Below are 21676 nucleotides of genomic sequence, written 5' to 3'. Positions count from 1 at the left end.
TACAAAAGCGTTTTATTCAAAGAACAGATAAAGCCTATCCTTCTCTTTCTCGGCCATCACTACAGGAGTAAGCCTATACGTCGTCTCTACATGAGCAGCGGTTAATACGTCCCATTTACTGCCTTGGGAAAGAATCTTACCCCCATGAATTAACACGATTTTATCGGCGAACTTGGCCGCCAGGTTCAAGTCATGTACCACGCCTACCACCACTAAATCTGGCTGTTTTTGCAGTAATTCCTGCACTTGGTGCATGAACTGAAACTGGTAATGTACATCCAGAAACGAAAGCGGCTCGTCCATGATGAGGTAGCGGTTCTGACCGGGCACGGGGTACCATATCTGCGTCATCACCCGAGCAAACTGCACGCGTTGTTTCTCGCCACCGCTCAAGGTCAGGTAGTTGCGTTCGGCCATGTCCCAGACATCAAAAAAGCGCATGGCTTCCTCGCAGGCTTGTTCATCTTTGGCGGTGGGTTTGATGGAGAAATGCGGGTAGCGGCCCATCATGACCACTTCCCAAACATTCAGCGGAAACGCCAGATCCACGTTCTGCGACAATACCGACCGCCGCTGACCTAGCTCCAAATCTGAATACGCCGTGAGATTCTTACCTTCAAAAAGCACCTCACCCTGGGCAGGTTTCAGTTGCTTGCTCAAGACCTTCACCAAGGTAGATTTCCCTGCCCCGTTTGGGCCGATGATGAGGCTGAGTTTGCCTGGCTCAAAGGTGGTGGAAACGTCTTGCAGTAAGGTTTTGCCGCCAATTTTATAGGTGATATGTTGCGCCTGTAGCATTAGAAGTACACGTTTTTCTTTCGTAACAACAACAAAAAGACAGGCACGCCTACTGCCGAAGTCACAATTCCAATAGGCAGTTCGGCGGGAGCCAACAACAGACGCGCCACCAAATCTGCTAGACTCAGCAGAATGCCGCCCATCAACGCACTCCCAATCACCAGAAAACGGTTATCTGAACCTTGCAGCAGCCGCAGCAGGTGCGGTACAATCAAGCCAATGAAACTAATGACGCCCGTGAACGAAGTAGCCACCGCCACCATGACCACGTTGATGAGCAGAATGGTGAACTTAAGGCGTTTCAGGTTGATGCCCATGTACTGCGCCTCTTCCTCGCCAATCATGAGCGCGTTCAGGTGTTTGGTATAGCGCAAGGACACCAGCAGACAGACTAAAGACACCGCCCCCACAATCCCCACTGAGTGCCAGTTAGCCCCCGACAATGTGCCCAAAGTCCAGAAAGTAATGGAACGCGCCTGCGGGTCACGGGCAATGTAAGACAGAAAGCCCACGCCGCTCAGGAACAAGGCATTAATGGCGATACCGGTGAGCAGCAAGCCTACAATAGAACTCTTGCCCGTCTCTTTACTCTGCGCCAAATCGAAAACCAAACCCGTAGCCAAAATACCGCCCGCGCAAGCAGCCAAGGGCAACGTCCACTCACCCGTCCCGAAGTTAAACACTGCCCCCAGCACAAAGTACAAGGCCGCGCCAAACGCCGCTCCGCTAGAAGTACCCACCAACCCAGGCTCCACAATTGGGTTCCGGAACAGTGACTGCATGAGCACGCCGCCCACTGCTAACGTGGCCCCAACTATTACTGTCAGCAGCGCTCTGGGCAGACGAATCTCCAGAAAAATGCGCTCGTTAAGAGTCAGGTTCTCGGGCTGGGAAAAGGCTTGGCTTAACGCTGAATTCATCTCATGCAAAGAAATAGATACTGCCCCAAACCGGATGGAAAGTAAGGTAACCACCGCCAGCACCACCAACAGCACGGGGTACAGGCGGCGGTATTTTTTATTGAACCTGCCCATTCTGGTGAATCAGTTTCTGCAACGCCAGCACGTTCTGTCCGGTTCTTGGCCCCAGGTACACCATGTCATGCTCCTCTACCCTATAAATCTGGCCATTCTTAAACGCCTTAGTCGCTGATACACCTGGCAGTTCACTTATCTTTTGTTTTGAGCCTAGCTTGTCATAGCCAAAATCAGTGAGCAGGATTACGTCTGGGTCAGATTTGGCCACTACCTCAGCGGAGAGCTGTTTCATGCCACGGTCGCCTTCTACAGCCATGGTGCCACCCGCCCAATCTACCATCTTGGCAGCAGTGCTTTTACCCGTCATGACCAGATACACGTTGTTCGCCTGCCCGTAATGGATGATGAGCACTTTAGGTTTTTGGGTGTAGCTCTTCGCATTGTCCAGCGCCTGCTTCATGTCAGCATCTAACTTCTGCGCCAATGAATCTGCTTGCATTTCCCTATGGAAGTATTTGCCCATTTCCTGGAAAAGCAGTTTGGTGCTGTCAATGGTAGTGCCGTTCACGGAGAACTGCTTCATAGGGATTTTCAACTGCTCCAACTGCCGCACCACGTGCTCAGGTCCAATGCTGGCGGGGCCGTCATGAATGATCATGGAGGGCTTGACTGCTACCAATCCTTCTAAACTCAACGCACGGTGATAGCCCACGGTGGGTAGTTTCTTTGCGGCTTCAGGATAGGTGCTGGAGACATCCACCGCCACCAGATTCTGGGTAGCACCCAGCGCAAACATGATTTCGGTGTGCTGTTTAGAAACGCTTACAATACGCTCAGCATTCTCTTGTTTCTGGTCTTTGTTGCGGAAGCGCTCGCAGGACAGCAAAGCCAAGCTGGCGCACGCTAGAATAAAGTATTTTTTCATTTGGTTTTTTACTGTTTGGTGATGAGGTGTTGATTGTTAGGTTTTACTCTCCTTTTCTCTTCTCTTTGTCATCCTGAAAGGATCTTGTGGGCGAACTAGGCAGGCGGTGGCTATGAAATCATCCAAAACCTTCTATTTCTATTTAACCATAATCATTCGCTTTGTAACCGCTTTTACAGCTTGCCCACAAGATCCTTTCAGGATGACACAAAAGAAGATTGGATTTTAAACCTGTGAGGTTTTCAAAACCTCACAGGTTTCTGTTTTTGACCTCATTTCTGGAAACGAGGCCAAAAACAGATAAACTATGTTCTCTTTCCCAAAGAGAATCAGCTTTAAAACTTGTACCCAAAATTCACCCCACCAAAATACGTGGCTTTATAGGCCGCAGGCAGGTAAATGTTAGGGTTAGCTGAAGTAGAATAGGCATCCAGGAACACCATGTTGTAGTAGAGGTCGCCGGTTAGGTTGTTGCCGCCCGCAAATATATCCAGAGAGATATGGTTGCCCAAGTTTTTGCGCCAGCCCAGTTTCGCGTTGAGCAGGTTGTAGCTGGGGGCGCGGTGCTTGGCATCATAGGTAATGGGCATGTCATCTATGTGCTGGAAGGTGGTGTACAGGTAAAAACCAGGCTTTAGCTCCACATCCACCCCCGCGTTGAAATTTTGCTTAGGCACGCCAATCACGGCTTGGCCCGAGTAATCTGATACTACTCTGGTGTTCACGTTGTTCACGCGAACAATACTCTCCCTCTTGAAGTTGTCATAGGTGAAATCTGAGTAAGTATAGTTTACAAACGGCTTCACCAGGGTCACCAACCCTTCATCGTTCTGAATCAGGCTGTAGTTCAAGGCCACTTCCAGACCTTTATTGGTTTGGTCGCCGCCGTTGGCGCTGATGGTGTAGAGAACTGAACCACTCTGCGGATCTGCGTAGGCCTGCGTCATGATTTTGTCTTGCACCTTCAGGTTAAAGAGCGCCACTTGGTACGACAGCCTTTTGTCTAGCAGACTGCCTTTGCTGCCTATTTCATACTGTGTGCCTTTCTCGGGTTTCAGGTCGGTGAGCACCCGTCCCGCCTGCGGAACCACAACAGAAGTAGCCGCGGGCGGCGAATAGCCTTGGCTTATGGAGGCATACACCGTTACGTTGGATGTAATCAGTTTCTGCAAAGCCACTCTAGGAGTCACTACCACATCAAACTTCTTGTAGCCTGACTGGTCAGCATGAGAAGCATTGGCAGTATTGGTTAGTTTATCAGTGATGCCGTATTCTACACGATTAGCACTCAAACCCGCAATCAAGGTAAAGTCTAGCGGCAATTGCAGGTTCCACTCCGTGAAAGCCGAATATTGCATGGCAGTAACCTCTAAATCTGCTGAGATGCCGCCTAAGGTGCCAGGAGGCGAAGTGGCTGGCAACTGATTGGTTTTGCGGAACGAGTTGGTTTTCTGGTATTCGCCACCCACGGTTCCGGTTAAGCCCTGCAGCACGTTGCCGAAGTTGAAGTTGAACTCGGTACGGCCACCTAAGTTGTAGGCCATGTTGCTGTTCAATCCGGCCGCCGAAGCTTGCTCTTGCGTGTAATTGCTGAAGTACGCGCTAGACGTGTTGCTCAGGAAATCTGTAAACGCGTAGGTGTGGCTCAAACCGCTTCTAAAGCTTTCATAGCTCACGCGGCCGTTGTTCCGGATGTAGGCTTCCTCGCCTTCGTTTTCTTTGTTGAAGAAAGAGGCGCTGTCCAGCTGGCCGGCCATGGCGTTGAAGGAGTTATTGTAGGCGGCATAAGCGGTGAAAGATTGCTTCTCTGACGTCCGGAAATCGCCTACAAATGTGGCGAAGTCTTTCTTGGAGTTGGTGTGCACGCGGTAGCTGTCATAGTTCTGATGGCCGTAGTTCACCAAAATAGAAGCGCGTTCGTTGGCACTTTCTAACCTGGTATTGGTGCTCCACAAGCCGTAGCTGCCTATCACGCCTTCTTGTATCAAACGGGTAGTCTGCGCCTCTGGCCGTAGCGTGAACATCTTCACCACGCCGCCAATGCCCGTGCCGTACAAGCTGGACGCAGGCCCTTTGATCACCTCTACCTTGCCCAGCGTGGAGAAATCCACGTCATCCAATACCGTCACGCCTTCGGCATCTGTCACCGGAATTCCGTTGAGGTAGGCTTTGTAGCCTGCGCCGTTGAAGTTGAGCTGGTTTCCGTTCGCCGCAGGCAAACCGTAGCCTCTGATCAAGATGCGCTGTCCGCCGTTCATGGTGCGTTTCTCCATGCGCACGCCCGGTATCAGGTTCAACGAGCTTTCCAGGAAAATGCCTTCACTGCGGGTTAACTCCCGGCGCGAGAGCAAGCCAATAGATTGCGGCTGGCGCAGCACGATGTTGGTTTCTGAGGCCGCAGCGCTCACTTCCACTTCGTTCAGGTTGGTGTTAGACGGCGTAAGCCCTATTTGCAGAAACTGGTCACAGGTTTTCAGCAAACCGTTGAAGGTCTCATAACCTACAAACTTCACGGTCAAAGGCGTGGCACCTGGGCAATCAAAGGTAAACTCGCCTTTGGCATCGGTAGTAGCTCCCTGCGTGGCCGAAACCAAGACGGTGGCCCCTACCAGAGGCGTTTTGCTGTAGGCGTCAAACACACGCCCGCGTACTTGGCTGTTCTGCGCCGCCGCCGTCAAAGAGAGCAACAGGGCACACAGCAATGGTATATATTTCTTCATAAGATGTTTAAAAGAGTAAAGCCCGGGAAAGTCTTCTTGCACTAAGTAGAAAAGCAGTGATCAGGCTATGGACACAACCTGCCCTGCCGTTTTGAGCCAGTTTTCTAAAAGGCGGCGCAAAACAGACTATAGCATTCCAACTGTTCAGAAACAGTCTGTTCAGAAACAGTCTTTCCCGGAGGTGATGTGGTTGAATTCAAACAATACATTTTCAGGAACGGCTCCAAAATTCAAAGCCTTCCAAGACAAAGCATTCCGCTTGCCAGTAAATAGTCAAAATGTAGTTTAACTTAACTTGGGCGGCGGAACAGGAATGTCCTGCCAGAAGGTGGAAAGGGAAAATTGATAGTGAAAATCAGCAGGTAGACTGGCCTGACTGAATTCAAGCCTATGGGTGGTTCTTACTACCTGATAGACCTTGGAAAGATTCTTGGCGAGGCGCTTGAGCTCCTTTTGCTTGGAAGAGCGCGTCATGTATTCCTGCACCAGTTCGTCCAGACTTTCAAACAATCCTTCTTCCTGTACATCGGTAATGCAGTGGTACAGGATCCTGTTCTGCTCCAGTTGCACGCGCACCACATCGTACATCATGCCCTGGAAACGGAACTCATGTCCTTCTTCCTTCCAGTCTAAGGCACTTGCCTCTGCTGGGCTGAAGGTGAGCACCTGCAACTGCTCTGGTGGAAGGCCTTCTTTGATGCGCTTTTTCACTTCACGGCGTACCTGGGCCTGTACTACCAGAAACACGAGAGAGCTGCCCACACTGTGGAACATAAAAAGCGTAAGCAGTACGTGAGAAAGCAGGCGTTTCAAGGGCGAAAACAAACGAGGGACATTGCGGAAGGTAAATAACGCACATTCCTTTTTACCTTCCAATGACTGGCCCTCCTACTCCTGAAATTGAAAGCAGCCGGCAAGCCGATGGTGTTCTTTGAGGGATGCTTTTACTTGGCCGGAGCCACAGAAGGTGCCCCGTACTGCTGCACGTCTACCTGGGTCTCTTTTCCATCGCGGAGCGTTACTTTGAACAGGTAATCATATTGGTGGTCGGCTACTTCAGTAAACGGCTTTTTGCCTCCCAGGGCTTCTATGACAAAAAGAACCGTGTTGGAATGTCCGGCCACTACCACCGTTTTACCCGCGTAATTTTCCTTTATGTTTTTAGCTAACCCCAGATAATCTGAGGGGTTATAGGTTTGCACCGTCAAGCCTTTGGCCTGGGCTAAGGGCTGAAGCGTTTGCTGGGTGCGTTTGTAGTTGGTGGCCAGAAGTGCGGTTATAGGCTCGTTTTTCAATTTATCGCGCAGGACCTCGGCCCGTTTCTGACCAGATTCTGACAGATTTGGGTCAGCGGTCATGGTACCATCAGAGGCCGCTTTCTCGGCGTGCCGAACCACATAGACCACTGTTTCTTTACCGGACTTGGCGCTGTTGCTGGTGGCCTTGGTTGCTTTCTGGGCCGCGCAGCTGAACAGGACACACATGCTCAGGACACAGGTGAATAGCAGTGAATATTTCAGGGTTGCTTTCATCATAAATCAGATTGAAGAGGGAAGATAGCTTTTTTACGCTAATATTCCTTACATCTCAGATTTCAACCTGAGTAGCCCTCAAACCCTATGTCTTGAGACGTTTATATGATTTTCACACCCTTACTCGTTCTTGTTTTAACTGCTTACAGCGGATGTTCCATATATGTACGTATAACTATATTCCCTGAAATCAGTATGTAGCAGAGTTAAATATTCCCTATGCAAGTGCTCCTTTCAACTATATCCTACTCCCGCATTTCTCTCTTTTCCTTGCTGCTCCTGCTGGCGGCCAGCGGCTGCAAAACCGCTAAAACCCACTACCGCGAGGGTCTGGAACGAGCCAGCAAAGATGATTTTATTGGAGCCGTTCGGGAATATGATGCCGCTATTGCCAAGAAACCCAATGACGGCAGTTTGTACCGCCTGCGGGGCGTAGCCAAGTACGAGATGGATGACTTTAACGGGGCCTACGCCGATTTCTCGCAAGCTATTCTTCTGTTACCTACAGACGCTGAATCCTACAAGTTCAGGGGCGACATCAAGCAAAACCGGGGGCAGTACAAACAGGCCATTGAGGATTATAATTACGCCATTACCTACCAGCCCAATTACGCCAAGGCCTATAACAACCGGGGCCTCAACCGCGCGCGCCTCAAAGACACCAAAGGCGCCGTGCAGGATTTCACCCAGGCCATTGCCTTGCAGGAAGATTACGCCGTGGCGTACCTCAACCGCGCCAACTTGCGCATGCGCCAGAAGCAGTACACCCCAGCCATGGGAGATTATGACAAAGCCATCTCCCTTGACCCCGCCATGGTACAAGCCTACTACAACCGGGGCGTTCTCAAACACACCCTCAAAAACCGCAAAAGCGCCTGCCAGGATTGGCAAAAAGCCTTCGAACTAGGCTCCCAGGAAGCCAGCAACCTGCTGAATCGTTTCTGTAAGTAAGTTTTCCTGATTGAAATTTCACAAGACGCATAGCAAGATGTAGGGGCAATCCCTTGTGGTTGACCTTTCTGTTAGCCCATAAATGCTTTCTGCTATTGTGGGAGGACAGGTCGCGACCTGTCCGTACATTCTCTGGATATCCGTACATTCTCTGGATAATAGTGTTTGGAATGAGAAAGGGCAACCACAAGGGATTGCCCCTACATTCAATAATTCGTCTTTATCTATTGGCCAGGAAATAAATCCACGCCACACGTGCATCGCGTCCCGGACCAAAATCTGTTTATAGCCCATTTTCCTGAAACTGCCCGGTAAACGTAGTTCTCACTTAAAACCCAAGGCTATTTCTTTGGCTACCGTCCGCAATTAGTATATTTGGTGCTGAGAACCGGGGCGCGTCTCCAAACGGATGAGGTCCCTTTAAAGAAGCACTATGAAATTACTGGAAGGAAAAACTGCCTTAATAACCGGCGCCTCCAAAGGCATTGGTCGGGCCATCGCGAAGAAATATGCCGAAATGGGTGCCAACGTGGCTTTCACGTATCTCTCCAGCGTGGAGAAAGGCCAAGCCTTGGAGCAGGAACTAGCCGAGTACGGCATTCATGCCAAAGGCTACCGTTCAGATGCTTCTGACTTCGCCCAAGCCGAACAATTGGTGGAATCTGTGGTAAAGGACTTCGGGAAACTGGATGTGCTGGTGAACAACGCCGGTATCACCAAAGACGGCTTGCTGATGCGCATGTCTGAAGACCAGTGGGATGCGGTCATCAACACCAACCTGAAATCAGTCTTCAACCTGACCAAGGCGGCTACCAAACACATGATGCGCGCCAAGAGCGGGTCCATCATCAACATGACCAGTGTGGTGGGCATCAAAGGCAATGCCGGACAAGCCAACTACGCCGCCTCCAAAGCGGGCATCATCGGGTTCACCAAATCAGTAGCGTTGGAGTTAGGCTCTAGAAACATCCGCAGCAACGCCATCGCCCCAGGCTTCATTGAAACCGATATGACCGATGAACTGGATGCCGCCGTAGTAGCCGAGTGGCGCAAAGCCATCCCGCTGAAACGCGGAGGTTCTCCCGAAGATGTAGCCAACGCCGCCGTATTCCTGGCCTCTGACCTCTCTGCTTACGTGACTGGGCAAATCCTGCAAGTAGATGGCGGCATGCTGACCTAATTTTAATTATGATTTAAGAATTCCTTTTTATAGAAAGCCGATGTTGGGATGACCTAACATCGGCTTTTCCTTTTACTATAGGAACAATTTCTAATAGTTGCACTTTTCACGCTCCTCACTACTTTCCAAAGAATGTACGGACAGGTCGCGACCTATCCCACGCTAGCAGAAAACATGCATAGCCAAACACCCCTACTTTCTGGAAAACAGGCCTGAACCAAAATCCAGGCAATAACCGGCACAAACGGACAGTTAAGAAATAAAGACGTTCCCCAGTGGGTATTCCGCTCAAATATGGCGTACTTCTTTTATCTTGCTACTTATATCCTGTGAATTAACTCACCGTTTGTGCAATCACTCCAAATACACACTGCTTATTCTCCCTGGTATGCCTTGCTTTGCCTGGCGGCCGGAATAAGCGTTGCCTGGTTCATGTACCGCAAAGGTGGGCCCTGGCCTACGGGTCTGCGCTGGTTTTTAGCTTCTCTGCGCGCACTGCTGGTGGCCTTGGTGTGCTTCCTACTATTGGAACCTTACACCCGCCGCATCCGGCAGGAAGAAGTAAAACCCAAAGTAGTGCTGGCGCTGGACAACTCCCAATCCGTGGGGTTGTTTACCCCCAAAGAAGAACTGAATCGCACCCTGCAGGGCCTGGATGCCTTAGCCGAACGCTTGCAGAAGAAAGGCCTGGAAGTGGTCAAAGAAACGTTTCAAGAGAGTGACACCGCAGTTTCTACGTTTGCCCAAACGCCGCTGAGTGCGCAAGTGACCAATTTGCACGCTTTGGTGGAAAAAGGAAGCCGGACGTATAGAAACCAGAACCTGGCGGCCACGGTGCTCATCTCAGACGGCATCCATAACCAGGGCCCCACCCCTACTTTCCAGTCGTATGATGCGCCTATTTTTCCGGTGGCGCTAGGCGATACCATTCCCAAGCGCGATGTGGTACTGGAGGAAGTGCAATACAACAAAATCAATTATACCGGCACCTCTTTTCCGGTGGAAGCGCGGGTGCGGCACAACGGCTTCAGCGGAACATCAGCTACGGTAGTACTACAGGAAAATGGAAAGACGGTACAGCGCAAAACAGTAACGTTACCCCGTAGTGGTGCTATTCAAACGTCTTTTCAGGTAACGGCGGCGCAAGCGGGCAAGAAACATTACCAGGTGCTGGTACAGCCGCTCACCGGCGAGTTCACCAACCTGAACAATAGCCGCCACGCCTACCTGGAGGTAATTAAAGGAAAACTGAAAGTGCTGGTAGCCGCCGCCGCCCCGCACCCCGATATCAAGGCCCTCCGGAGTGCGTTGCTCACCAACCCGCTTTTAGACGTAGAGGTGGTGTTAGGCCCTTTCCAGAACCCGTCGTTCAAAACACCCTATGATGCGGCCATCCTCCACCAGATTCCCAATGCCAGCGGTGTGGGAACCGAGTGGCTCCGCCGATTAAAAGCGGCCAACGTTCCGTCTTTCTATATTCTGGGCGCTCAAACAGATTTCAATGCCTTCAACGCCTTACAAGCTGGCGTACGGTTAAACCGGCCTTCGCCCCAGTTCGATGAAGTACAGCCGCTCCTGAACAATGCCTTTCAGCGGTTCTCTACCGAGCCCATTGCTCAAACCAGAATCAAAGGCTGGCCTCCTACCGCCGTCACCTTCGGGGATTGGAACATCGCGCCCGCCGCTGAGGTCATTCTGCAGCAACAGGTGGGGTCTGTGCGAACCACTAAACCGCTTCTGGTCTATAAACCGGCTTCTCCGGCCCCTTCGGCCGTGCTCCTCACCGACGGCAGTTGGCAATGGCGTCTCACCGAAGCCGTAGACCACGGCACGTCCCAGATTTACGATGAGCTGATGACGCACCTGGTGCAACTGTTGGCTAATCGCCGAAACCAGAAACGCCTGCACGTGTACCCCGTGAAAGATGAATTCGAGACCTCAGAGGGCGTGGCCTTGCAGGCCGACGTCTTCAATGCCGTTCAGGAGGAAATCTTCGGGCAAACCGTCGCGGTGCTTCTAACCCATGAAGGCGGAAAACAAACCCGCCATTCGTTTCGGCACGAGCAAGGCGGCGAAGGCCTGCGCCTGGGCAACCTGCCCGCCGGTGTGTACCGCTACACCGCCTCTACCCGCCTAGATAACCAATCCTACACTGACGCCGGCGAGTTTGTAGTCCAGGAGCAAAACCTTGAATCGCTCCTGGCCGTGGCCGACCACAGTCTACTCAGCCAAATCGCTGACCGCTCAGAAACCCGCCTCTACTACCCAGCCCAACTGGCCCAACTGGAACAAGACTTAGTGAAGGCGAACTTTAAGACCATCCTGCGCAGCCATGAAGAAGAAAAAGACTTGCTGGAGCAGCCTTGGTTTTACTTCCTGCTTCTGGGCTTGGCTTGCTCTGAGTGGGCGTTGAGAAGATTCTTCGGGAGCTTGTAGCCTGTTTGACGCTCCGGCGTTTCAGCGCTGTTTTCCTAAAAGCTAGCCTGAAACAAGCCAAAGGCGTACCTTTGTCCTCTACCTATCGCTACCACTTTGCAGTATTTCCTTCTCAACAAACCCTTTGAGGTCCTCACCCAATTCACGGATGAGACCGGCCGCAGCACCCTGAAAGACTTTGTGCCCATCCCTAACGTGTATCCGGTGGGAAGATTGGATTATGATAGCGAAGGACTGGTCCTACTCACCGATGACAAACAATTACAGCACCGGCTGTCTGACCCCAAATTCAAGGTAGAGAAAACCTACTGGGCGCAGGTAGAAGGCGCACCCACCCATGAGGCCTTAGATCAACTGGAACGCGGCGTGCTCATCCAAGGCAAGAAAACCACCCCCGCCAAAGCCAGACTGCTGGAAGACGTAAACCTGTGGGAACGCTCTAAACCCATCCGGTTCCGGGCCAACATTCCTACCACTTGGGTAGAGATCAAAATCAGCCAAGGCATGAACCGCCAGGTGCGCAAGATGACGGCAGCCGTAGGTTTTCCAACGCTCCGGTTGGTACGAGTAGCCATTGGACCATTACAATTGGGTTCTTTACAGCCGGGTGAATACCGGGAATTGACGTTTGAGGAGGTGAAGCTTCTGAAAGGCTTGGCCAAGCCCAAAGCAGCGTATCAACCGCATTTCAGGAAAAGGTAATTCCTGTAACGACGTGGTGCCACGAAGCAATACCTGCTCCCTCTCCCAATTATCTGTCTCTGCAACTTTGGTCTGTTTTAATAAAATATGATCTTACAGACAGCCGTGTTCTAGTTGTAGGCGTTTTCGTTTCATAGAACCACGGCGTTACCGTGTAACGCCGCTACGGGGCAGATGGACTTTTAGCATTTAAAGCTTGTTTTTTGGCAACTGCTTTTAACTATCTCTTCCCCATATTTCTGCCCACTTTTCTAAAAACAAGCCAAAAGCGCACGCTTTCCTGCCATCCTCCGTCAAATGTTCGTATAGAGAAACTTTCGCCTTTCGGCAGAAATGACATTGTGTCACAAATGGCAGGCAAAAGCGCCTTGGCACATGTCTTGTTAATAAGACTGCAAGAAAGTTAAACTAGGAACTACTAAAATAAAACTATAGACAATGGGAAAAATCATAGGCATTGACTTAGGAACTACCAACTCTTGCGTGGCCGTAATGGAGGGTAACGAACCAGTGGTGATTCCGAACAGCGAAGGCCGCCGGACTACTCCGTCCATCGTGGCATTCCTGGACAACGGGAACGGTGAGCGTAAAGTAGGTGACCCTGCTAAACGTCAAGCTATCACCAACCCACAAAATACCATCGCGTCCATCAAGCGTTTCATGGGTCGCGGTTTTTCAGAAGTGAAAGACGAAACCAGCCACGTTTCTTACAACGTGCAGTCTGGCAGCAACAATACCGTGCGTGTGCAAATTGGCGACCGCCAGTTTACGCCGCAGGAGATTTCTGCCATGGTGTTGCAGAAAATGAAGCAAACTGCTGAAGACTACCTGGGCACAACCGTGACCGAGGCCGTGATCACAGTTCCAGCTTACTTCAACGACGCACAACGTCAGGCTACAAAAGAAGCCGGACAGATTGCCGGTTTGGATGTAAAACGTATCATCAACGAGCCTACTGCCGCTGCGTTGGCGTACGGCTTGGATAAAAAACATGCAGACCAGAAAATCGCGGTATACGACTTAGGTGGTGGTACCTTCGATATTTCTGTTCTAGAGCTTGGCGACGGTGTGTTTGAAGTATTATCTACCAATGGTGATACCCACTTGGGTGGTGACGACTTTGACCAAGTAATCATTGCCTGGTTAGCCGATGAGTTCAAAGCCGAAGAAGGCATGGACTTACGCACTGACCCAATGGCGCTTCAGCGTTTGAAGGAAGCGGCTGAGAAAGCGAAGATTGAGCTTTCCTCTTCTTCTGAAACTGAAATCAACCTGCCATACATCACGGCTACCCAGACGGGTCCTAAGCACTTAGTGCGCAGACTGTCTCGTGCCAAGTTTGAGCAGTTAGCTGATTCTCTGGTTCGTCGTTCCATGGAGCCGGTTCGCAAAGCCTTGCAAGACGCTGGCCTGCAGCCAAGTGACATTGACGAAGTGATCTTGGTGGGTGGTTCTACCCGTATCCCAAGAATTCAGGAAGAAGTAGAGAAATTCTTCGGTAAGAAACCATCTAAGGGTGTAAACCCAGATGAGGTGGTGGCCATTGGTGCCGCTATCCAGGGTGGTGTATTGACCGGTGAAGTGAAAGACGTGTTGTTGCTTGACGTAACACCGCTTTCATTGGGTATCGAGACCATGGGCGGCGTGATGACCAAGTTGATTGAGTCTAACACAACTATCCCAACCAAGAAGTCTGAGACCTTCTCAACCGCTTCTGACAACCAGCCAAGCGTGGAGATCCACGTGTTGCAGGGTGAGCGCCCAATGGCCCGCGACAACCGCACCATCGGTCGTTTCCACTTGTCAGACATTCCGCCAGCACCGCGCGGCGTTCCTCAGATCGAAGTAACCTTTGATATTGACGCCAACGGTATCCTGCACGTGTCTGCCAAAGACAAAGGAACCGGTAAAGAGCAGAAGATCCGTATTGAAGCTTCTTCTGGTCTGTCTGAGCAGGAAATTGAGCGCATGCGTAAAGAGGCTGAGGCCAACGCCGAGGCTGACCGTATTGCAAAAGAGCAGGTTGAGAAAGTAAACCAGGCTGACTCTATGATCTTCCAGACTGAGAAGCAGCTGAAAGAGTACGGAGACAAACTCTCCGCCGGAAACAAAACTGCCATTGAAGGTGCCCTGGCTGACCTGAAGAAAGCGCACGAGTCTAAAGACTTAGCCGCTATTGACAGCGCTATGGAAAGCATCAACAACGCCTGGCAGGCGGCCTCTCAGGAGATGTACGCCGCCACTGGCGGAGCCGGACAACCAGGTGCTGACGGCGGAGCCGGATTCGGAGGTGGACAACCAGGTTCTGACGGACAAGGCGGTGCTACTCAGTCTGCCGGTGCTGACAACGTGACCGACGTAGACTACGAAGAAGTTAAGTAATAAAAATAGGTTTAGTTGAGGAAAGGCTCACCGCGTTGCGGTGAGCCTTTTTTGTTTTAGAGTCCTTTTCCCTAAAATGGTTGTAACTTGCAGGTCTATCACCAAAGTACCCCATGAACTTCATTACCCTGGATTTCGAGACGGCCACATCTGATCGGGACAGCCCCTGTGAGATCGGATTGACCTTTGTAGAGAATGGAAAGATTGTAGATACCCAAGCTTGGCTCATCAAACCAAAATATTACCCCTACTTCAACGGCTGGAACATTGCTATCCATGGCATCAAACCGCAGGATGTTAAGAACAGCCCTGAGTTTGACCAGGTGTGGCAGGAACTACGCCCTTTGCTACAGAACCAGTTGGTAATTGCCCACAACGCCAGCTTTGACATGAGCGTGCTCAGAGCCACGTTGACTACCTACCGCTTGCCTTTTCCGGAGCTGAGCTGTGCCTGCAGTGTACAGTTCTCCAAACAAGTGTGGCAAGGCCTACCTCAGTATGACTTGAAATCGCTCTGCAACCGTCATGGTATTCAGTTCAAGCACCACCGCGCTGCAGCAGATTCGTATGCTTGTGCCGAGTTGACGTTACGTGCCTTGGAACATACCCAATGCAGTTGCCTAGATGACTTTCCCGAGAAACTGAAAATCAATTTCGGGCAATTGTTTGAAGGTGGTTACAAAGCATCTTCCGTGAAAAAGGAACCTCGAGTCAAAAGAGCTTTTCCGTTCTAAAAAGAGGCATCTTGTTTTTAGGGGAGTTTTCTAAAAAGTAAGCGTAAATCAAGGGCTCTGTTTCTCTAGTTGCGTTATCCCAACATATCCATGCCCTCCATCCAACACTACTTTCCAGCCTTTTCGGCGGAGGGCTCGTCTGATAAAGCGGTTTAGGAGACCATGGGCCACCAATACCGCTAATCCGTTTTCTTCCGCTTCCTGGATTAAATGATCAGCGGCTTGCTTTGCCCTGGCTTTGGCTTGTTTGAAGCTTTCAATGTCTTTCTGATTCAAGCCCAGCAACCACAAGACCCTGGATGTTACCTGCCACCATTTCAGAGGAAACTTACCCAAAGGCAAACCCCAGATGCGGTTCTCAAATTCCTTGAAAGTAGCATCTTCTATCAATTCCACGTCTGAGCCAAACAACATCAGGGCCGTGGCTTTTGCCCGGGGCAAGGTGCTGCAGAAAACTCTCTTGATTTGGTCTATAGGTAGGTGCTCGCTACGTTTTATGATTTTCTCCACCTCTGCCAGATTGTAATCCTGCAGGTACTGTTGGGCCTCGGTTTTGGAGAAAAAACCTTTCCGGTTAATGATGGGCCGCGCGTGCCGAATAAGGTAGATGTGCCGGACTTTGGAGTTCATTTTTCAACTAAGTAAAAAGCACGTGAAAATGAGCATCCTTTTTCACGTGCTTTTCAAGAAACTGATTTAAAACAGAAACTATTGGACAGCAATTGTTTCGTTTGTTTTATGACGCCGAAGGGTTTTCAAGTACACCACTAGATCATCCATCTGCTCCCGCGATATCTCGTGTTTTTTGAAGGAAGGCATCCGTCCTATTCCTAGAAAGAAGGCTTTGCTACGGACCCTGAACCGGAGCGCTGCGCCGGGCAGCGGAATGTTGTTGAGGGACGGACCCAACCCGGCTTCGCCTAGAGGGTGGCACCGTTGGCAGTTCTGCATGAAAACCACTCTCCCGTTTTCCAGTTGCTGGGTCCGCATGGCTAAGGGACCCATGATGGGTTCACTGCGCCGGGCGGTGCCGCAGTTGCTTAGCAATAAAATAGGCAGCAGCCACAGCAGTTGCCCGGCAATCTTAGGATTTTTCAGAAACTGTTTCATTTGCCTGCGGTTTTAGTGATCTTCCAAATTACTCCGGTCTGCTGCTTCGGCGCGGGACCTTGTTCCGTCATGGGCATAATGCCAAAATCTACCACGTAAAGGGCTGTCCCGCCAGGATTGAACTTCACCGCAATGGGGCGCTCCAATCCTCCGTTTTTCATGATAGAGGCGGGTCCGTTAATCTTGCTTTTATTTACCGCAAAATCCTCTACTACTCCGTTGGTGGGGTTTACCCGCACCACTTTGAAGCCCACCGGGCCGTAGGTGTGGCCTACTTCGGGCGTCATGTCGCCAAATTGGGCGATAAACGCTTCGCCTACGTGCCCGAAACCTGCGTTGCGGGAGAAATCCAGTCCGTTGGAAGAGGAATGCACTCCTAGAATGGCGGCGGGTTTGGGAGGCGTGCCGGGGTGCTGAGCCAGCAGAAACTTGGGGTCATCATGCGGGGTTTTGTAGTCATCTGAGGCCATGGGCTGCCCATTCGCGAAATCTGGCCAGCCGTACCATTGCCCCGCTTGTACCGCCCACAACACGTCACCGGCCCCGTAGCCGGGCCTGCTGCCGCGGGTATCATAGCCATTATCCGTAACGTAAAGTTGCCCGTTATGGGAGAAAGCCAGCCCGAAGGGGTTTCGTAAGCCCCAGGCTACTAACTCCAGCGGGCCACCCTGCAGGGATACCCGGAAGATGGCCCCTGAACACGGAATAGCACCTTTGATAGTCTGGTTAGGCGTACTAGGCGTACCGAAGGGCAGGTAAGCGCCCGTGGTGACTTCGTCTTTGTCATCCTCGGTCAAAGGGTTGTAGGTGGTAAAGTTCTGCCCATTCAGAATAATGTCCTTACACGGAATATCATGAAAGGAAGGGTTGCGCTTGAGCCAGCCGTAATGGTAATTATCGGTGCCTACTACGCCGGAGTTGGTGGCCGTTCCCTGCCCGAAATACAAATAACCGTCCTTGCCTATGACCGGGGCATCGGTGTGGTGGTCGCCGTAGCTAGGCAGGCCTTCCACCAGGCGCGTGATTTGTCCAGTCCGGGAGATTTTCAGGATGCGCCCACCTTCCAGTTCTCCGCCCTCAGACACGTAGAAAAAGCCGTCGTGGTAAGTAGCGCCAGTCCAGGGGCCGTTTTTGTCACCGGCTGCTACCTGGGTGGTGGTGCCGTCTGGGTTCAGGCGCAGCAGTTTGGGCGGCAACCAGACTTCGCCGTAGGCATAACCTGATTCTGTAATGTAGGCGGTGCCCTGCTCGTCAAACGTGATGCCGGTGGGGTACGTCAAACCAGAAGCTATGGGTTCAATGGTGTAGCCCGCGGGCAGCGCCACATCTGTGGGCTGTAAGGCTCTGGCCTGCGGATGGAAGGTTTTGGGACCGCCGTAGCTTCCCTTTATTTTGTAGCAACCTGAAAATAGCAGGGGCAGTAAAGCAACCATAGATAAGCGGAGAAGTATTCTCATAGGCGTGCATTAGAAGAGAAGTTCTACTACTGATACTTTTATTAAGTAAAACAGTTGCTTTTGCACCTTGTTTAGAAAATTTTACATTAGTGGAAAATATATACATTAAGCTATTTTAAAGACACCATGAAAATCCGTGTTCTGCTGCTGCTTGTGTTTATGGTCATGTTTATTTTATTTGCGTTTGTGCAATTAAACGACCCCGACCCCTCCATTTGGGCGGCAGCGTACCTGGCGGCGGCGATACTTTGCTTTCTAGCCTATAAGCGGAAATTATTCAGGTGGGTGTATGCGGTGGCGTTTGTGGGGTATGCCGTGGCCGCTTTCCTGCTCTGGCCTCCTGTTTACCAGGGCATCTTTTTTGACATGAGCCGCGCACCGGCCATTGAGGAAGCCCGGGAATCACTGGGACTCACCATTTGCGCTCTGGTAATGGTCTATTGCTTTATTCTGGAGTGGAAGTACAGAGTCTGATTTTCTGAGAACCGTCTTCTGTTTTTCTCCTTAATTCTAAAAAGAAGGCTTCAAACAGTTTGCCCGTAGACGTGCCGGTATAATTGCATTTTAATTTCTTCTAATGCAGCCGTTTCAACCAAACTGGGATAAGACATGAGTAATAACCTCACCCAAGGTTTTGTGGCATCATAAGGTGGTTGCCGGTAGCTGAAATCGTTTACCTGAAAGCCCACGCGCTCATAAAAATTGATGCGGCGTTGCGCCATCTCTGCCGGAGGCGGTTCCACTTCTAAGATAACGGGTGGCCTACTTTCTTTTACCAACGCCTCAAGCGCTTCTTTCCCCACTCCTTTGCCTCGTAAGGAGGGCATAATGGCGAAATGCTCCAGAAACGTACAGCCAGCCAGCTGCCAAATACCCAGTAATCCAGCGAATTCTGCTTGGTGATATATGGCGAGAAACTGGTAAGCAGGGTTGGGTAGAAGTGCTTGTTGTTGCGTTAAATTTCTAAGTTCCTCTGCCGGAAAGGCCTCTTCATACAAAGCCCACGCCTGAGCGAACTCAGGCGTGGCAGTATTTACGATGGGCTGAAATGAAAGCAAGGACTAGTCCATTTCAATATCGCCCCGACGGAGTTGCTCTACGGAGCGCATCACTTTGTCGCGTTGGGTGGTGCGGTGTTTCTCCAGGGCATCGGCTACCACCGCGTTGGTGCTTCCTAGAATCTGGGCGGCGAGCAAACCGGCATTGGTGGCGCCGTTCAAGGCTACGGTAGCCACGGGCACGCCCGACGGCATTTGCAGGATAGACAGAATAGAATCCCAGCCGTCAATGGAGTTGCTTGATTTTACGGGTACGCCAATGACCGGCAAGGTAGTGAGCGCAGCCACCATGCCCGGCAAATGCGCGGCTCCGCCGGCTCCGGCAATAATCACTTTCAGGCCTTTTTTGCGGGCACCTTCGGCGTACTCCAGCATGCGGTGTGGGGTGCGGTGCGCCGAGACGATGGTTACTTCAAAGGGAACGTTCAGTTGTTCCAGAATATCGGCGGCGCCGGACATCACTTTCAGGTCTGACTGGCTGCCCATGATAATGCCTACAAGGGCAGTAGTTTGCTCAGGAGTTTGGCTCATGCAATGATTTTTAAGCGGTTCTTGATGGTATCTGCTTTCTGTTTTACTTCTTCAATGGTGTGGGCCAGCACCGTTAAATGACCCATTTTCCTAAAAGGACGGATAAATTTCTTTCCGTAGAGATGAATGTGCACGCCGGGTTCCTGCAAGACGGCTTCCAGCCCTTCATACACGGCTTCGCCGGAATAGCCCGCCTCGCCTAAGAGGTTCACTAAAATGGCTGGGCAATGCGGTTCAGTATCGCCGAGGGGCAAGCCTAAAATGGCCCGCAGGTGCTGCTCGAACTGAGAGGTGGCGTTGGCTTTCATGGTGTGGTGGCCGCTGTTATGCGGGCGCGGCGCTACTTCGTTCACCAGAATTTGCCCGTCACGCGTCACAAACATTTCTACGGCCAGCAGACCTACAATGTCCAGTCCGGTGGTGACGTGGGTGGCAATCTCAATGGCCATGCGTTGCAGTTTGTACGCAATCTGGGCCGGAGCCAACAAGTAATCTACTAGGTTGTGCTCGGGGTGCATGACCTGCTCTACCACCGGGAAAGCTTTCACCTCGCCTTGCACGTTGCGAGCGCAGATCACGGATATCTCGGTTTCAAATTCTACCAACTTCTCCAGCACCGTTGGGGCCTGAAACGCTTTCGGGAAATCATAGGCAGAGGTTAATCTAGTCACGCCGTTTCCGTCATATCCGCCGCGGCGGAGTTTCTGGAAGGCAGGCAGGAAATCTACGTTGGATTCCAACTCACCAGAATCCTGTAACAACCTGAAATCTGAAGTAGGAATGCTGTTTTTCTGGAAGAACTCTTTCTGCAAACCTTTGTCCTGGATGGTCTGCAGCGAAGAAGGTTTCGGGTACACCTGAATTCCCTCCTTTTCCAACGCAAACAGGGCATCCACGTTCACGTGCTCAATCTCGATGGTTACGTGCGTGCAGCGTTTCCCAAAGGCGTACACTGTGTCATAGTCCTTGAAATCGCCGTGTACAAACTCTTCGCAGAGATGGCGGCAAGGTGCGTGTTCATCGGGATCCAGCACCAGGGTATAAAGGTTGAAATCCAGGCCCGCCTGCAACAACATACGGCCCAGTTGTCCGCCGCCCAGTATGCCTAATTTGATAGTATTCATCTTAAAACTGGAAAATCAGGGTAAAAAGGAAATTGATTTTACAGCGGAATCACTTTCCCCGCTGAAACCCCAAATCTCACCCTTATGCGGGTAAGCTACAAATTTTAAGATCGCAAGAAGGTCATTTTCTTTTAGAAATAAACAGGCGGCGGAAACCGGACGCTCCAGCCCGCTTTAATTGGCCAGGAAAAAATGTGCGTTTGCAGCGTCTGCGGCAGATCAGGAAACAGATAATCTGGTTTCCTGCTATTGACGCGAATGGCTGGTAATTTCCTGAATTTCCGTATTATTGACGGCAATGGAAATCCTACTCGCCACTTTCTCTGCTTTGTTCTCGGTGGTAAACCCGTTTGGGGCCATGCCGGTGTTTCTCACCCTCACGCATGACGACTCCCCGGCCCGCCGAAACCAGCAGGCATTACGCGCATGTCTCTACATGATTCTGATTTTGACCGTGTTCTTTCTGGCTGGTCAGGCTGTGCTGGACTTTTTCGGGCTCAGAATTCATGATTTGCGCATTGCGGGTGGCATCATGATTATGCGGGCTGGCTTAGATCTGCTCAACCCCAAGGCCGAAGAAGGAAAGAAGATCTCCAAGGATGTAGTGGCCGAAGGCGTGGAGAAAGAAGACATCTCCTTTACGCCGTTGGCCATGCCCCTGCTTTCCGGTCCGGGTTCCATTGCCGTAGTCATCAGCCTTTTCACCAAATCCCTCACCTACCTTGACATGGGTCTGATGATATTGGCCATTATTTTGTTAGGGCTGGTCAGCTACATCATCCTGCTTTTCTCGCCCCGCCTCATGGTCTTTATGGGGAAAGCCGGTCTTGCTGCCCTCGCTAAAATAATGGGATTCATTGTCTTATCACTGGGCGTTAGTTTCATTGTGACCGCCTTGTTGGCCCTTTTCAAGTAACCTAGTAGTCTACCTGACAAGCTCCGTTTCAACCCTGTTTTAGAGAAATCGCCTTCAAAACAGCCCTACTCTGCCTACTCACCTGTCCTTTTTTCTGACTCAGAACTATAGACTCAGAACTCAGGACTCATTATTATGCTTTA

General features: G+C 51.1%; 21 protein-coding genes. 9 read left to right on the top strand and 12 right to left on the bottom strand.

Translation table 11 applies throughout. From position 1 onward, the window contains the following. Positions 1-12: 12 nt before the first annotated feature. The 4 genes from ACY0JR_RS06130 to ACY0JR_RS06115 all read right to left on the bottom strand — a co-directional run bounded on the left by ACY0JR_RS06130 (position 13) and on the right by ACY0JR_RS06115 (position 5420). Positions 13-798 carry a heme ABC transporter ATP-binding protein gene (locus ACY0JR_RS06130; RefSeq protein ID WP_462633063.1) on the bottom strand — a complete coding sequence of 262 codons (786 nt, stop codon included), beginning with the start codon at positions 796-798 and terminating at the stop codon, positions 13-15. After that, positions 798-1832, bottom strand: a complete 1035-nt coding sequence (locus ACY0JR_RS06125; RefSeq protein WP_462633062.1) for a FecCD family ABC transporter permease — start codon at positions 1830-1832, stop codon at positions 798-800. The genes ACY0JR_RS06130 and ACY0JR_RS06125 overlap by 1 nt, the downstream gene beginning before the upstream one ends. Beyond that, positions 1816-2700: a heme/hemin ABC transporter substrate-binding protein gene (locus tag ACY0JR_RS06120; protein ID WP_462633061.1), complete on the bottom strand. Its 885-nt coding sequence runs from the start codon at positions 2698-2700 to the stop codon at positions 1816-1818. Before ACY0JR_RS06120 ends, ACY0JR_RS06125 begins: the two co-directional genes overlap by 17 nt. 335 nt (positions 2701-3035) lie before the next feature. Next, positions 3036-5420, bottom strand: a complete 2385-nt coding sequence (locus ACY0JR_RS06115; RefSeq protein WP_462633060.1) for a TonB-dependent receptor — start codon at positions 5418-5420, stop codon at positions 3036-3038. Positions 5421-5487: 67 nt separating this feature from the next. Between ACY0JR_RS06115 and ACY0JR_RS06110 the strand changes: the two genes are divergently transcribed. Next, positions 5488-5709 carry a hypothetical protein gene (locus tag ACY0JR_RS06110; protein WP_462633059.1) on the top strand — a complete coding sequence of 74 codons (222 nt, stop codon included), beginning with the start codon at positions 5488-5490 and terminating at the stop codon, positions 5707-5709. Here the strand turns inward: ACY0JR_RS06110 and ACY0JR_RS06105 are convergent. After that, entirely contained in the window at positions 5706-6194 is a 489-nt protein-coding gene (locus ACY0JR_RS06105; RefSeq protein WP_462633058.1) for a hypothetical protein, read from the bottom strand. The genes ACY0JR_RS06110 and ACY0JR_RS06105 overlap by 4 nt on opposite strands. A 170-nt stretch (positions 6195-6364) precedes the next feature. Further along, positions 6365-6955 carry a SixA phosphatase family protein gene (locus tag ACY0JR_RS06100; RefSeq protein WP_462633057.1) on the bottom strand — a complete coding sequence of 197 codons (591 nt, stop codon included), beginning with the start codon at positions 6953-6955 and terminating at the stop codon, positions 6365-6367. A gap of 216 nt (positions 6956-7171) precedes the next feature. Between ACY0JR_RS06100 and ACY0JR_RS06095 the strand changes: the two genes are divergently transcribed. The 6 genes from ACY0JR_RS06095 to ACY0JR_RS06070 all read left to right on the top strand — a co-directional run bounded on the left by ACY0JR_RS06095 (position 7172) and on the right by ACY0JR_RS06070 (position 15337). Further along, positions 7172-7903 carry a tetratricopeptide repeat protein gene (locus ACY0JR_RS06095; protein WP_462633056.1) on the top strand — a complete coding sequence of 244 codons (732 nt, stop codon included), beginning with the start codon at positions 7172-7174 and terminating at the stop codon, positions 7901-7903. 433 nt (positions 7904-8336) lie between these two features. After that, a complete protein-coding gene (fabG, locus tag ACY0JR_RS06090) occupies positions 8337-9083 on the top strand; it encodes a 3-oxoacyl-[acyl-carrier-protein] reductase (protein WP_462633055.1) in 747 nt (248 codons plus the stop codon). 348 nt (positions 9084-9431) lie between these two features. Next, on the top strand, positions 9432-11519 hold the full coding sequence (locus ACY0JR_RS06085; protein ID WP_462633054.1) for a vWA domain-containing protein: 2088 nt from the start codon (positions 9432-9434) through the stop codon (positions 11517-11519). 96 nt (positions 11520-11615) lie between these two features. Next, positions 11616-12221, top strand: coding sequence for a pseudouridine synthase (locus ACY0JR_RS06080; protein ID WP_462633053.1), 606 nt, complete (start codon positions 11616-11618; stop codon positions 12219-12221). A 438-nt stretch (positions 12222-12659) separates the two neighbouring features. Further along, positions 12660-14603 (top strand): molecular chaperone DnaK, encoded by a 1944-nt coding sequence (gene dnaK / locus ACY0JR_RS06075; RefSeq protein WP_462633052.1) that lies wholly within the window; start codon positions 12660-12662, stop codon positions 14601-14603. A gap of 113 nt (positions 14604-14716) precedes the next feature. Next, positions 14717-15337: a 3'-5' exonuclease gene (locus tag ACY0JR_RS06070; RefSeq protein ID WP_462633051.1), complete on the top strand. Its 621-nt coding sequence runs from the start codon at positions 14717-14719 to the stop codon at positions 15335-15337. A 48-nt stretch (positions 15338-15385) separates the two neighbouring features. Here the strand turns inward: ACY0JR_RS06070 and ACY0JR_RS06065 are convergent, their stop codons facing one another. The 3 genes from ACY0JR_RS06065 to ACY0JR_RS06055 form a co-directional block, all read right to left on the bottom strand. Further along, positions 15386-15967 (bottom strand): histidine phosphatase family protein, encoded by a 582-nt coding sequence (locus tag ACY0JR_RS06065; protein ID WP_462633050.1) that lies wholly within the window; start codon positions 15965-15967, stop codon positions 15386-15388. Between the two features lie 78 nt (positions 15968-16045). Continuing rightward, positions 16046-16447 carry a c-type cytochrome gene (locus ACY0JR_RS06060; protein WP_462633049.1) on the bottom strand — a complete coding sequence of 134 codons (402 nt, stop codon included), beginning with the start codon at positions 16445-16447 and terminating at the stop codon, positions 16046-16048. After that, a complete protein-coding gene (locus ACY0JR_RS06055) occupies positions 16444-17904 on the bottom strand; it encodes a PQQ-dependent sugar dehydrogenase (RefSeq protein WP_462633048.1) in 1461 nt (486 codons plus the stop codon). Before ACY0JR_RS06055 ends, ACY0JR_RS06060 begins: the two co-directional genes overlap by 4 nt. A 126-nt stretch (positions 17905-18030) precedes the next feature. Here ACY0JR_RS06055 and ACY0JR_RS06050 point away from each other — a divergent pair, with 126 nt between their 5' ends. Beyond that, complete coding sequence (locus ACY0JR_RS06050; protein WP_462633047.1) at positions 18031-18378, top strand: transmembrane 220 family protein; 348 nt, start codon at positions 18031-18033, stop codon at positions 18376-18378. A gap of 50 nt (positions 18379-18428) precedes the next feature. On the opposite strand, the gene ACY0JR_RS06045 is transcribed toward ACY0JR_RS06050, so the two are convergent. From ACY0JR_RS06045 to ACY0JR_RS06035, 3 genes are all read right to left on the bottom strand, one after another. Next, on the bottom strand, positions 18429-18902 hold the full coding sequence (locus ACY0JR_RS06045; RefSeq protein ID WP_462633046.1) for a GNAT family N-acetyltransferase: 474 nt from the start codon (positions 18900-18902) through the stop codon (positions 18429-18431). A gap of 63 nt (positions 18903-18965) precedes the next feature. After that, a complete protein-coding gene (gene purE / locus ACY0JR_RS06040) occupies positions 18966-19493 on the bottom strand; it encodes a 5-(carboxyamino)imidazole ribonucleotide mutase (RefSeq protein ID WP_462633045.1) in 528 nt (175 codons plus the stop codon). Then, entirely contained in the window at positions 19490-20617 is a 1128-nt protein-coding gene (locus ACY0JR_RS06035) for a 5-(carboxyamino)imidazole ribonucleotide synthase (protein WP_462633044.1), read from the bottom strand. Before ACY0JR_RS06035 ends, purE begins: the two co-directional genes overlap by 4 nt. A 298-nt stretch (positions 20618-20915) precedes the next feature. Between ACY0JR_RS06035 and ACY0JR_RS06030 the strand changes: the two genes are divergently transcribed. After that, positions 20916-21533: a MarC family protein gene (locus ACY0JR_RS06030; protein WP_462633043.1), complete on the top strand. Its 618-nt coding sequence runs from the start codon at positions 20916-20918 to the stop codon at positions 21531-21533. Positions 21534-21676: the final 143 nt, after the last annotated feature.

The sequence above is a fragment of the Rufibacter sp. JT3400010 genome, assembly GCF_054956755.1.
Note: the sequence above shows the minus strand (reverse complement) of the source record. Positions and strands in the feature narration are given on the sequence as shown.

Bases quoted from the DNA above. Each gene is read 5' to 3' on its own strand.
- ACY0JR_RS06130 (WP_462633063.1), bottom strand. From the start codon at position 798: ATGCTACAGGCGCAACATATCACCTATAAAATTGGCGGCAAAACCTTA.
- ACY0JR_RS06125 (WP_462633062.1), bottom strand. From the start codon at position 1,832: ATGGGCAGGTTCAATAAAAAATACCGCCGCCTGTACCCCGTGCTGTTG.
- ACY0JR_RS06120 (WP_462633061.1), bottom strand. From the start codon at position 2,700: ATGAAAAAATACTTTATTCTAGCGTGCGCCAGCTTGGCTTTGCTGTCC.
- ACY0JR_RS06115 (WP_462633060.1), bottom strand. From the start codon at position 5,420: ATGAAGAAATATATACCATTGCTGTGTGCCCTGTTGCTCTCTTTGACG.
- ACY0JR_RS06110 (WP_462633059.1), top strand. From the start codon at position 5,488: ATGGACACAACCTGCCCTGCCGTTTTGAGCCAGTTTTCTAAAAGGCGG.
- ACY0JR_RS06105 (WP_462633058.1), bottom strand. From the start codon at position 6,194: ATGTTCCACAGTGTGGGCAGCTCTCTCGTGTTTCTGGTAGTACAGGCC.
- ACY0JR_RS06100 (WP_462633057.1), bottom strand. From the start codon at position 6,955: ATGATGAAAGCAACCCTGAAATATTCACTGCTATTCACCTGTGTCCTG.
- ACY0JR_RS06095 (WP_462633056.1), top strand. From the start codon at position 7,172: ATGCAAGTGCTCCTTTCAACTATATCCTACTCCCGCATTTCTCTCTTT.
- fabG (WP_462633055.1), top strand. From the start codon at position 8,337: ATGAAATTACTGGAAGGAAAAACTGCCTTAATAACCGGCGCCTCCAAA.
- dnaK (WP_462633052.1), top strand. From the start codon at position 12,660: ATGGGAAAAATCATAGGCATTGACTTAGGAACTACCAACTCTTGCGTG.
- ACY0JR_RS06070 (WP_462633051.1), top strand. From the start codon at position 14,717: ATGAACTTCATTACCCTGGATTTCGAGACGGCCACATCTGATCGGGAC.
- ACY0JR_RS06065 (WP_462633050.1), bottom strand. From the start codon at position 15,967: ATGAACTCCAAAGTCCGGCACATCTACCTTATTCGGCACGCGCGGCCC.
- ACY0JR_RS06060 (WP_462633049.1), bottom strand. From the start codon at position 16,447: ATGAAACAGTTTCTGAAAAATCCTAAGATTGCCGGGCAACTGCTGTGG.
- ACY0JR_RS06055 (WP_462633048.1), bottom strand. From the start codon at position 17,904: ATGAGAATACTTCTCCGCTTATCTATGGTTGCTTTACTGCCCCTGCTA.
- ACY0JR_RS06050 (WP_462633047.1), top strand. From the start codon at position 18,031: ATGAAAATCCGTGTTCTGCTGCTGCTTGTGTTTATGGTCATGTTTATT.
- purE (WP_462633045.1), bottom strand. From the start codon at position 19,493: ATGAGCCAAACTCCTGAGCAAACTACTGCCCTTGTAGGCATTATCATG.
- ACY0JR_RS06035 (WP_462633044.1), bottom strand. From the start codon at position 20,617: ATGAATACTATCAAATTAGGCATACTGGGCGGCGGACAACTGGGCCGT.
- ACY0JR_RS06030 (WP_462633043.1), top strand. From the start codon at position 20,916: ATGGAAATCCTACTCGCCACTTTCTCTGCTTTGTTCTCGGTGGTAAAC.